At 39.3% G+C, this 11314-nt stretch carries 9 protein-coding genes and 1 pseudogene; 8 read left to right on the forward strand and 2 right to left on the reverse strand.

Annotated elements, in window-relative coordinates:
* Positions 1-341: pseudogene (locus BCG07_RS11860) on the reverse strand (sodium:proton antiporter); the annotation flags it as partial.
* Between the two features lie 219 nt (positions 342-560).
* On the opposite strand from BCG07_RS11860, the gene BCG07_RS11865 reads away from it, so the two are divergent.
* From BCG07_RS11865 to BCG07_RS11880, 4 genes are all read left to right on the forward strand, one after another.
* The gene (locus BCG07_RS11865) at positions 561-1847 is read left to right on the forward strand and encodes an MksB family condensin complex protein (protein WP_286890277.1); all 1287 of its coding nucleotides are present in this window, start codon (positions 561-563) and stop codon (positions 1845-1847) included.
* Between the two features lie 5 nt (positions 1848-1852).
* Positions 1853-2401, forward strand: coding sequence for a condensin complex protein MksE (locus BCG07_RS11870; RefSeq protein ID WP_008132116.1), 549 nt, complete (start codon positions 1853-1855; stop codon positions 2399-2401).
* Positions 2398-5172 carry an Mks condensin complex protein MksF gene (locus BCG07_RS11875; RefSeq protein WP_286890279.1) on the forward strand — a complete coding sequence of 925 codons (2775 nt, stop codon included), beginning with the start codon at positions 2398-2400 and terminating at the stop codon, positions 5170-5172. The genes BCG07_RS11870 and BCG07_RS11875 overlap by 4 nt, the downstream gene beginning before the upstream one ends.
* 135 nt (positions 5173-5307) lie before the next feature.
* Positions 5308-5859 (forward strand): DUF4136 domain-containing protein, encoded by a 552-nt coding sequence (locus BCG07_RS11880; RefSeq protein ID WP_033020050.1) that lies wholly within the window; start codon positions 5308-5310, stop codon positions 5857-5859.
* A 212-nt stretch (positions 5860-6071) separates the two neighbouring features.
* Here BCG07_RS11880 and BCG07_RS11885 read toward each other — a convergent pair whose 3' ends face one another.
* Entirely contained in the window at positions 6072-6560 is a 489-nt protein-coding gene (locus BCG07_RS11885; protein ID WP_286890281.1) for a peptide-methionine (S)-S-oxide reductase, read from the reverse strand.
* Between the two features lie 191 nt (positions 6561-6751).
* Here BCG07_RS11885 and BCG07_RS11890 point away from each other — a divergent pair, with 191 nt between their 5' ends.
* The 4 genes from BCG07_RS11890 to BCG07_RS11905 all read left to right on the forward strand — a co-directional run bounded on the left by BCG07_RS11890 (position 6752) and on the right by BCG07_RS11905 (position 11007).
* Positions 6752-8608, forward strand: coding sequence for a TonB-dependent receptor plug domain-containing protein (locus tag BCG07_RS11890; protein WP_286890282.1), 1857 nt, complete (start codon positions 6752-6754; stop codon positions 8606-8608).
* Between the two features lie 655 nt (positions 8609-9263).
* The gene (locus tag BCG07_RS11895) at positions 9264-9644 is read left to right on the forward strand and encodes a hypothetical protein (RefSeq protein WP_138740470.1); all 381 of its coding nucleotides are present in this window, start codon (positions 9264-9266) and stop codon (positions 9642-9644) included.
* Between the two features lie 126 nt (positions 9645-9770).
* Positions 9771-10460, forward strand: a complete 690-nt coding sequence (locus BCG07_RS11900) for a hypothetical protein (protein WP_008132105.1) — start codon at positions 9771-9773, stop codon at positions 10458-10460.
* Positions 10461-10707: 247 nt separating this feature from the next.
* Positions 10708-11007, forward strand: a complete 300-nt coding sequence (locus BCG07_RS11905; protein WP_242032463.1) for a hypothetical protein — start codon at positions 10708-10710, stop codon at positions 11005-11007.
* Positions 11008-11314: the final 307 nt, after the last annotated feature.

Raw genomic sequence — 11314 nt, forward strand, 5'->3', positions numbered from 1 at the left:
GCAAATACCCCAACCAAAAACATCAGCTTGCGTTCGCTAATACTTGTTGGCATTACTCTGTGCACAATATTTTCGATAAACCCTTTTGAATTTAAATAAGCAACAAAGGTCATGGCGGCCATTAAAAACAACCACAGCGATGCTATCTCTAAAATATTTTCGTTAAGGAGTTCTTGTACTTGCTCTGGGCTTTGCCCATGCAAAGGGAAAATAAACAGGAGGATCCAGCAAAGCGTGCCAAAAAAAAGCGTGGTTTTAGCTTTATTTACATGGATGATATCTTCTATAACAATCAATAAAAATCCGATCGCTATCAGGGTTAGAATAATCGTGGAAACCATGGGTATTAAATAACCTTTGATATTGTTTTAAAGAACACACGCAAAGTCCCTCTCGACGTGCCTATTTTCGGCGCGAATGTTAGCACTGCGGCTATACAAAAACTATTATTAAATAGTCTTAAAAACGAATACCATATACAGGCTAGATTAATTAGAATACGTAATAATGAGACGCTTCTAAATTCTCAATAATAAATTACTAGGATGTTGTAACACCTTATGATCCCAGCTAAAAAGCGACTAAATACCCTTAGCGAACATTGGGCAGTTTTAGAGCTATTATTTAAACGTTTTAAAATGGCCGACTTTAGCCTAAAAGACGTGCAAAATGCGATAAAACAAAAACAACCCACGTGGAACAACGAGCGCATTTACAAAGAAACAAACCGTTTGCTCAATCAAGATATTTTAATTCCACTGGCTAAATCATCACAGCTTGAAATTAACCGTGCAATTGCTGACTTTGCTACTTTTTTACTGCAAGAAGAGCATTTGGGCCTAGCACAAGAAATTAGCGTGTTAGTAGACGATCTTGCCCGTTTAGGTAATCGTTTAGATAACGCTGGTAGCATGGAAGACTTTGACGATTTGCGCCGATTTAGCCGTATTATGGATGATCGGGTACGTAAAATAATGAAACTTTACGCGCACAACGAAAACGCCATTTTAAATATTGTTGAACAAGCTAAATCAAACAATGCGGTGCAATCACTACAAAAACGCTACAAATCAGTAATCGAAGCCTTTGATGAATACATAGAGCCCATGCTTGAAATGGTCGATATTAGGGGCGATTTTCATGCCTGCTTTACAATAATAGAGCAGCAAATCAGTAAACAAATCGAATTTATTGAACGCTCTGGTAAAGCATACACCGACAAACGCATGCTAGAACAGCTACGAACTCGCATACTCGAAATGAACCTAATGGGCCGAGAGAGTTTACGTAAAAGTGCCGATATGCTCATGCCCCTGCGCGAAGAGCTACGCCGAAATAACTTAGTTACACGCCAAGCAGCCAAAGTGCTCGGCCTTGTGCGTAAAAATGGCGTAGATAACATGCTAAGCGCTGTACAACCTAATTTTGTAACCGACTCTCAACGTTATTCGCTTGGGCAACAACGCCATATTGTCGCGTACATGGCAAGCTTAGTAGAATTTGAACACGAAGAGTATCAACTTCCCGAACAACAAGATGTACCCGCATTTGTAACGCCTAACATTCCTGACTACAACGATGTAAAAACAAGCTTTGCTAAACGCTTTAACAAAAAACGTAAAAAACCACAGCCGCTGCTGCAGTTTTTAGATGAAAGCTACCCAGAATTAGACGCCGACGAAATGCTCTTTTTATATCAAAAATTAGTCAGTGATAGCGACATTGAAATTAGTCAAAGCGATGAAAAAGCCCGAGTTAAAATTGCCGGCCAACACTTTTCACTTTACCCATTTAATTCTCAGGCATCAGATTCAGCAACTCAGCCTAATACTAAGGCAGATAAGTAATTACCATGACACATATAAACCTAGAAGAACTCACTCACCTGCAAGCAATCAATAAAAAATTAACTGCGGGTTACCACATTTGCGAACAAGACAACGTTATGTGGCAAGAACTCGACCAACACATTGAATCTTACAGCGCACTATTTACCGCATTAGGCCATGACATAAAACACGATAGCCGTGGCTTTTACTATTTTGCCAGCGACGAAAGTACGCCAAATATGGGTAAAATATCTCGCGCTATCGCACTCACTATTTACATTTTAATTGAGCACTTTGCCAATACCGGTAAAGACCCAATGCGCGCCCTGTTTGATGAAGTAAACGATTTAGAACTGATGCAAACCTTAGTGCAAATAAACAAGCACTTGTTTGATCAGCTTGAGATATTTTCGGGCTCAGATCTACGAAAAGATGTTTACCTACGTATGGTTCGTTTAGGCCTTGCCCGTGAAGTAGAAGGCGGCTTTATGCTACAAGCACCTATTCACCGCTACATTGATGCATTAATGGAAGTAAACGAAGAAACCTACATGACGGAGGACGAGGAATGAACAACTTATACGGACTGAGTAAACTCGCCCTACTTAATACCGCAGGTTATGCAAAGTGTGTGATCCCGCTTGATAAAAGCAGCTCTATTTGTGCGCCAAATAATACCGGTAAAAGCTCGGTTATTAACGCCCTACAATTTCCGCTTATAAACGATTTGCGCCTAACCGAATGGGACGGGCACGATTTAGATGAAACCCGTAAGTTTTATTTCTCATCAGATCAATCGTACATTTTACTTGAAGCCAACCTCCCTCATGGCTCGGTGGTTATTGGTGTAGCGGGCCTAGGTAAAATAGCCGGTTACGCGCACCAGTACTTTTGTTATCAAGGCAAGCTCGATTTAGAACAGTACACGCAAGGTAATACCATAATTAAATTTACCAAGCTGTTTAATCATTTAAAGTCGCTTAATTACAATCCTATTGAGTTAAAAGCACAAGAGCTAAACGCCCTGCTTACCGGCGGCGCAACGCCCTTTGACGGCGACATTAATTTAAAAATGATCCCGCTTAATAACGTGCAAGACTCCGCTATTTATAAAGAAATTTTTAGGCGTATTCTTAACTTACACAAATTGGGCGCAAGCGATGTTAAACGCTTTATGCTGCGTGTGTTTGAGCGCCATATGTCAAACTCAAAGGTTGATTTTTACGAAGTATGGCGTCGCTCGTTTGACAAAGTAAACCGGGCTAAGCGCGAATTAAAAGCGCTTGAATCAATGCAAGAGCCAATAAGCGCGCTTGAATCAATGCTTGAAAATCAAACCGTGCTTAAAGGTAAATTAGCAGCGTACGCGCCTAAAATTGACCAAGCACTCATTGACTTTGACACCTACCAAGAAGAGCAGCTTAGTGAACTTGGTATAGCACTCGAAGACATTGAACACGAAAAGCACGAGTTTGAGCAAAAACAAAGCCTATACGTACAGCAATCGCGCGATATAGAGCGCAAACAAACTCAAATTGAGCAATGGTTTTTAGATTACAGCGCCCTTAAAAGCGAGTTTGAACTGGTAAATAAAGCCACAATTAAAACCAACCTTGGCCAACTAAAACACGATTACGAGTCGCTTTCGCACTCTATTACCAGCGCACAAGGGCAAAGCTTGCACACGCTTGATTACCGCATTAGCGAAACGCAAAAACAAATTAAAAGCTTAAAACTGCAGCTTAAAAACCTGGAGTTTAATTTGTTCACCCGTATGCGCGAAGACCTATCGCTTAAAGAAGTGGAAGAAATCTCACGCATTTTAAACCCCGACCTTCTCTCGTTTGCCACCACCACTAATGGCGATATAACCATTGATGACGAAGATGCCTTTGGGGAATTTTTATCGTTATTAAGCGATAACGTTAAAGGCGGTGTGCTTACTTTGCCAGGCGCAAGTATTAAACTTAAAAAGCTTTCGCCAGTACAAATGCAAAGCGGCGAAAACAAAGAGCAATTAACCGCGCAGTTAAGTGCGCTTGAACACTCGTTAAAAGAGTTTAAACAACAGCGCGAAGTGGCAGCCAATGTTGCCGATAAACAAAAAGAAAAAGACGCACTTTACGACGAGTTAATGAGTCTTGAGGGAGCACTAAAACGTTTAGAGCAATTTGAAGTAATGCAGCAGTCGGTAGACGCGCAAGCCATGCTAAAAGAGCAATTATTAGCAGAGCGCGAACAAGTTGACGATTACCTGCAAGACATTCAAAAAAATAGTGGCTCAATTGCAGATAGACGCTCGTTAATTAAATCTAAGCAAGAACAAATTAATCGCCAAACCGAACGCCTACGTCAAGTTAAAAGTGAGCGAATTGATCACACGCTTGATTTATACAGCGGTAAAGTGACCCCGTACATGATTGATATAACAGTCGACTTTGATAACCTAAGTGACTTAGTACATCACTTTAATAAAGACTGCCAAGAGCTTCGTAACTTTGACATAAACGTGCGTAATACCTATTTGCACGTATATAACGCAGGCATTACTAAGTTCGATAACGAAACCGACGAATTTACTAAATACCAAAAGTTAATTAGCGCATTTCATAACCTTGATAACGAACGCGATGCGGTTGAGCGCCAAGGCCGTGTAGCTCTGACCGAAGTAGCCGCCACGATTAAGGGCTTGCGTGAAGATTTAGACCGCCTTCGCCGCGAAATGAACAGCTTTAATAAAGGCATAAGCCAGCACCGTATTTCTAACCTGCAAGCGTTTAAAATTAACGTAATACCACGCAAAATGCTGGTTGATAGTATTGATACCATTATCAGTACGTCGCATCAGTTTGAACAAGGCGACACCCTTGATTTACTAAGCCAAGAACCTTACAGCGAAAGCGCGGTAAACGAAGCAAAAGATCACTTAATAAAACTCGCCTCAGACAAAGCAGGCTTAACGCTTACCGATTTATTTGACATCCGTTTTGAAGTGGTAAACCGCGCAGGTGAAACCGAACACTTTGAAAAAATAGACTCAGCCGGCTCAAATGGCACACGTATTACTATTAAGTTATTATGTGGCATGTTGTTTATTCGTTACTTATTAAGCGATCAGGAACAAAACCTGTACCGTATACCTATTTACATAGACGAAGCGGCCGACATTGACCCGCAAAACCAAAAAGCAATTATAGAAACTGCACTGAGCTTTGGCTTTGTGCCTATATTTGCCTCAGTTAAGCCGCAAATAAGTTGTGACTACATTGTGCCGATTCGTTCGGTAAAAGATGGCGCACAAAACTGGGTAGATGAAAAAGATTGGATAGAAGTAGAGCATTAAATTTTTGAGTGGCTAATTAGCATTAATTAGTCATTCATATTCATCACACTAAACTAATTTTTAGAACCTTTTAATAATACACATTTATATAAGGTGTGTTATTTTAAGGTAATGCATTTTATTGGAGCAAACGTAATGAAAAATATACTTATTGTTGCAGCACTAGCACTACTTAGCGCTTGTACTCAAACCCCAGATTGGGATTACGATAAATCAGCTAACTTTAGTAATTTTAAAACATTTGCTTGGGTAGAAAACGCGAGTTTAACTAAAGACACCAACAACTACCAAATTAACGGTTTAATGGAAAAACGTGTGCGTACTGCGGTAAATAATGAGCTTACAAACACCCTTGGTATGACATTAGTAGATCCAGCCCAAGCTGACGTACTTGTTAACTATCATGCGTCGGTAGATAAAGAATTAGAAGTAGATACGTTTAACACGGGCTACAGTAACCGTTGGGGTTACTGGGGTACTGGTTTTCAACGTGATACAACAGCGCGTGAATACGAAGTGGGTACATTGGTTATCGATATTGTAGACAGCGCATCTAATCAGTTAATTTGGCGCGGTGCTAAAGAAGGCCGATTAAAGAAAAAACAAACACCTGAGCAACGCGAAGCGTCAATTAAAAAAACAGTCGCAAATATTTTAAGTAACTTCCCGCCGCAAAAGCAGCAGTAAGTTTAAAGTTAGTTTTTAAAAAGCTCACAAAATGTGAGCTTTTTTGTGGGTGTTTATTTTTGGATTACGGTTTTAAATAACGACCAGCTACGCTCGTCATGTCAGCAAACTGACTATCTACAACACCACGTTGAGTTTATTTTGTATGCGCTAAGCTTGCTTGCGCGAGAAGTAATAGCTTCTAATTACTTACATAGCGTTAAGCATCAAGTTTACAATTTATACTTATACAATAAATCTAGTGGTATATGGCAGTAATCATCGGGATGGTTAGTTAAACGGTCTTGATGCTCTGAATCGCTTGGTACGTAATTGGTTAACTGCTCCACCTTTACTGCAATTTTATCGGCATCGCTGCGCTTATTTATATAATTGCTTGCTGCGTCTAGATGACTTAGGTTTTTGCTGTAAATGCCTGTACGGTATTTTGGGCCTGCATCTTCCCCTTGCTTATTAACACTATAGGGGTCGATAATTTCAAAAAAATAGTCAAACAGTTGATTGAGTGAAACAACACTTGAGTCAAACGTTACTTTTACACACTCGGCATAACCATCGTATTCTCCTTGCGTGGTATTACTTGCGCCGTTAGCACGCCCAGCTTGGGTTGTTATAACGCCGGGTAAATGTTTCATAAACTCTTGCACGCCCCATAAGCAGCCGCCGGCAAAATAAAGTGTATTGTGTTGCTGAACTGTCATCGTTTATCTAACTCAATAAAGTTAATTAAAAATACATGTGTATTGTAACGCGTTAATTATACAAATGATTATCAAATGCAGATTTTTATAATTACTGTACAATAGCGCACAAAATTGCACTGACTAAGTTAAGCTAGCCAACCCGCTTTATATAGTTTTTATTAGTGCCTAAACACATTATGAGATACACCATGAATCGCACTGAGCATTTTATATTTTCTGCACTGCTGTGCAGCGTTACACCTTTTTCTTATGCGCAAGCTACAAGCAACACCGAAACAGCAATAGAACAAATTACTGTTGAGGCATCGGCCACGGCAAATAAATTACCCGTTGGTACCTTTGACTCCCCCGTCTCTAATTTAGAATACGACCCTCGTGTTGATTTACAATCACGTAATATGGCAGAAGCCCAAGCTGATGTAACAATTCGTGGTGGTATTTTCGAAAACACAGGGTTTAGAGTCGGCAGTGCTACCCTACTCGACCCTCAAACAGGTCATTACGTTGCTGAGCTCCCAATTGCACCGCAAATGCTAACTGGACCTTTCATTTTAACCGGTGCCGACAATGCCTTAAACGGTATGAACAGCTCTGTGGGATCGATTTCGTTTGGTTTTAAACCCATCAAAACTGGCGGCAATGTCTCTGTAGGTACCGGTACAAACGACTTTAACTTACAAAGTATTTACGCAGGAATAAGCACCGATGTCGACAATGCTAAAAATTGGCAGCTTGGCTTTGAGGGCGAATATTCTCATTCACAAAGTGACGGCTCAATAGAAAACGGCGATCACGATTTTAATCGCGCCTCTGCGCGCATACAGTTAATAAGTTCGGATTCGCAAACCGATGTGCTGTATGGCTCACAAGAAAAGTTTTTTGGTTGGCCAAATATGTACACACCATTTGGCGTAAACGAAACAGAAGAACTAGAAACCCGCTTACTCATGCTTAACCACCAGCAAAATTACGCTGACAATAGCCATTTTGAGGTGTCGGCATATTACAGAAAACACAACGACCATTATGTATTTTCTCGTGAGAACCCAAGCGCCTTTGAAGCATTTCATGAAACTAAAGTAAAATCGATTGCGGTATCAGGAAGCCATGCACAAAACACCTCGTTTGCAGTAAATTATTCAGCGCAATATATTGAAGATGAAATAGAGTCGACCACACTTGAGAATAATTTTACCTCACGCACTTATTACAAACTGAGCGTATTACCTGAGTATAAAATCGACCTTAAACAAAACCAGCTATTAACACTTCGCCTAGGTGCGGCTTTTGACGACACAAACCGAGATGACTCTGAGTTATCGCTCATTGGCGATATTTCACTAAACACTCAAAACAGTGATGGCTCTGAGCAAACCGTTTACTTATCGTATGCGCAAGCGAGCCAAGTTGCAGGCTACACCGCTATTGGTGGCAGTGATCAAGGCGGGTTATTTAGAAGTAATTACAACCTTGAGCGCGAAACAACTAAAAACCTAGAGCTTGGCTATTTAATACAAGAGCAAACCTGGCAGCTTAATTCAGCAGTTTTTTACCGAGAGGATAACAACCTAACCGATTGGACTTTTAGTTTTGACTCTAGCTCTGCCCGCTTTGCTAATCCGGTAGACATAGACGCCACCGGCGTTGAATTTTTTGCGACTAAGTATTTTGATACAACCGAGCTCATTGCAAGCTACACCTACTTAAATAAGTCAGAAAACTATGGTGATGCAGATATCGACGCCAGCTTTTACGCGTTAAATTTTCCTGATCACCGTGTTACCTTAGGTGCAATTTGGACACCAAACGACCTAATAGAAATGAGGATTGATAACGAGTGGCGTAAACAGCACGAAAACGCACTGCGCAGTAGCAAAGACACCGCATTATTTACGCAAGTGTCGCTAAAAATTACGCCAACCGTTATTAATAATTTATTTATTACGTTAGCTGCAGACAATGTGTGGGATGAATCGTTTGAAGAAATACCCGGCACACCCGGGCGCGGTGAGCAATATACGTTAAGTGCAACGTATAGTTGGTAATAAATAAAGCCGGCGTTTACAAACTCAATGTATATTTTGGTTTGTAAACGCTGTGCCTGTTTATATAAAAACGACTTTTAGGCAAAATATATTGCACAAAGAGAAATGAGTGAGGAGCAAATGAGTAAACCTAACCTCATGATCAACTTTTATGTTTGTCACTTTCTCTAAAAGCGCAGCGCCTCTTACCCTTTTTGTGAATTATTCACTTTATGAACTTCAACCAACAAAAGTAGCGCGTTTTATATAACGCAAAGCTAAAAAACGCACAAAGAGAAGCGAATGAGGAGTAAATGAGATAAACGTAATCAGCCAATGCTTTTAATTAGTCTGCACTAGCTCATATCTTATCTTAAAGTTTAATGGAATAGATTTAGACTTCATCTCACAGACAGCGATAAGCGGTCGTTAACAGTTACTTTTTAATTTCGTCAAAGTATATTGCTTTCATAGTCAGGAAAACGACTTAATCGCTCGTTTTTGTCCTTAAGTAAAAACCAGAACTACTATATTTTGCTAGTGCTGGCAAATAGTTAAGAAGTTTGTTACAAATGAGTAATTCAGACAAACGAGCGACGCTCTGGTAGAAGAACGCGCGATTTGCTCGCTATAAACATGTTAGATAACAAGGAACGTATAGCGTTTAATTTATATTATGGATTTTAATCAATTAGAAAAACCTCTTTTAGAACTAGATCCTATCTTCGAAAAATTTGCTAATAAACACAGTTTAATAATTACAAAAAATCAGAAAGATTGTCCTGAGCGCTCAATTGTTTGGGGCACTAACGTTAGATGCTTAATTCAGCTTTACCTTTCATCTGAAACTGGTGGATATTTTAATTTATGGTTGTGTGCATCTGAAGATACAGCTAATGAACGTTTCTGGAAGCACGAAACTCCCATAAAGGCTTTGAAAATTGATGACTTCAAAACGGATTTATATGAGTTACTTGAAGAGTCTTTTGTAAAACTTAATACGTGGGCAAATGATAGAAGTACTTTAGAGTTTGCCACAAAGCTAGGTAAGGTGTAATTTGTTACCTAACAAGCTAATAAACAAGGACAAAAAACAGTTTGCTGTTTTCGTTCCTCAATAATTTAGCAAACAATTTTTTGCCTGTTATTAGGGCGTTAGCCGTCAATGGAGTATATCTTTACCATGGAAGTAATTATTAATGTTCTTAGTTTTTTGGGCGGAATGTTTATTATCTATTTAACCGCATATACAAAAGCAAAAAGTAAAAATAAGGCTTTGTTGGAAGATATTGAAAAGCTAGAAGATGAAAAACAAAAAATCATAGCCAAATATCGAGCAGAAACTGAAGAAATTAAAAAACAACATACATTGGATATCGAAAAAAGAAAGTTCCAATATGAAGATAAACGAACTCAGTTCTCAAAATACTTCTCCTTGCTTGATGAATTTCATGGTAAATGTAATTCTGCTTTTGCTGAAAAATTTCAGCCGATAATGACTGAATTTATGAATGAATATTTATCGGATGATCCTGAAAAACAGCACCAAGCAACTCTGAAATATAATGAAGATGTTCAAGGACTCTTTTTTGAACTGAATGCTGAATACCTAAAAATACAAACAGAAACGAATAGTATTCGACTAATAGCTACCCCTAAAGTTGACACTTTGCTCGACACATTAGAAGAAAGTGTAAAATTAGCAACTGACCAATCTACAGATATGCTGAAATTTATGGCTACACCTGAGTTTTGGCAGGATCAAAGTTTAGTTGCTCCTTATCAAATGGAAATTGAAAAGGCAGGGAAAAGTGTATTAGATTCTCGCTTTAAACTTCGAGAGCAAATGAAAGCAGAGTTAAACGAGATATAAAACGGCTAACAAGTGCCTAAACCAAAGGACGCAAAACAGCAGGCTTGCGCTCCTTCGTCGCTAATTTTAGCCTGCTATTTTACGCCGGTTAGGCAAGCGTTAGGGCTCAAGGGAGAATTTGTTGTATCGTTTAGCGTTTTTTATTTCTTTTATACTGTTTAGTGCTAACACCCTTGCTTGCAGTTGTGCAGAACAACCACCTTCTGTGCATTTCGGTAACGCTAGTAATGTGCTAAATGGGCGTATTATGAAGTTGGAGATTTTATTTGATAAAGAGAATAGACCTTATCAAAAAATCACTTTAGACAATAAAAGTATGCTTAAGGGCAATTACACAAAAGTCATATATTCCGCAATGGACGTTAATGCATGTCACGGAATGTCTTTTTCATTGGGGAAAGAGTATGTTGCTTTTACAGACGACTCTAATTGGATAACGGGTTATTGTGGTGGTACTCAATTAATTTGGGCTAACCTCGATTTTAGTAAAGAGTTCTTAAAATCTATTCGAGCATTAAGCCCTAACAAGCAAATCAACAAGGACTAAAAACAGTTGGCTTGCCTCACTTAGCTCGTTATTATAGCCAACAATTTTTAGCCTGTTATTTGGGCGTTGGTATGACTCCCATTGTCAAGTTAAACGCACTGATCCTTGCCTAACTTTTTAAGCCATAATTATTTTAGCTCGAATTAGAGCGAGTTAATACATAGGATGAAGCAAGTAATGTCGTCGGTTATCTTGCTGATATTCGTTGGTTATTACTATTTCTAGTAACAGAGCAGACCTTACTTATTTCGTCGTGGCACCTGTCTTCAGTCTATGTTCGTGGTTCAATGCAGCGTTAGCTGCATTG

Origin of the sequence: Pseudoalteromonas sp. ESRF-bin5 (assembly GCF_002632075.1) — a bacterium.
GTDB classification, from domain to species: Bacteria; Pseudomonadota; Gammaproteobacteria; order Enterobacterales; family Alteromonadaceae; genus Pseudoalteromonas; species Pseudoalteromonas marina.

Bases quoted from the DNA above. Each gene is read 5' to 3' on its own strand.
- BCG07_RS11865 (WP_286890277.1), top strand. From the start codon at position 561: ATGATCCCAGCTAAAAAGCGACTAAATACCCTTAGCGAACATTGGGCA.
- BCG07_RS11870 (WP_008132116.1), top strand. From the start codon at position 1,853: ATGACACATATAAACCTAGAAGAACTCACTCACCTGCAAGCAATCAAT.
- BCG07_RS11875 (WP_286890279.1), top strand. From the start codon at position 2,398: ATGAACAACTTATACGGACTGAGTAAACTCGCCCTACTTAATACCGCA.
- BCG07_RS11880 (WP_033020050.1), top strand. From the start codon at position 5,308: ATGAAAAATATACTTATTGTTGCAGCACTAGCACTACTTAGCGCTTGT.
- BCG07_RS11885 (WP_286890281.1), bottom strand. From the start codon at position 6,560: ATGACAGTTCAGCAACACAATACACTTTATTTTGCCGGCGGCTGCTTA.
- BCG07_RS11890 (WP_286890282.1), top strand. From the start codon at position 6,752: ATGAATCGCACTGAGCATTTTATATTTTCTGCACTGCTGTGCAGCGTT.
- BCG07_RS11895 (WP_138740470.1), top strand. From the start codon at position 9,264: ATGGATTTTAATCAATTAGAAAAACCTCTTTTAGAACTAGATCCTATC.
- BCG07_RS11900 (WP_008132105.1), top strand. From the start codon at position 9,771: ATGGAAGTAATTATTAATGTTCTTAGTTTTTTGGGCGGAATGTTTATT.
- BCG07_RS11905 (WP_242032463.1), top strand. From the start codon at position 10,708: ATGAAGTTGGAGATTTTATTTGATAAAGAGAATAGACCTTATCAAAAA.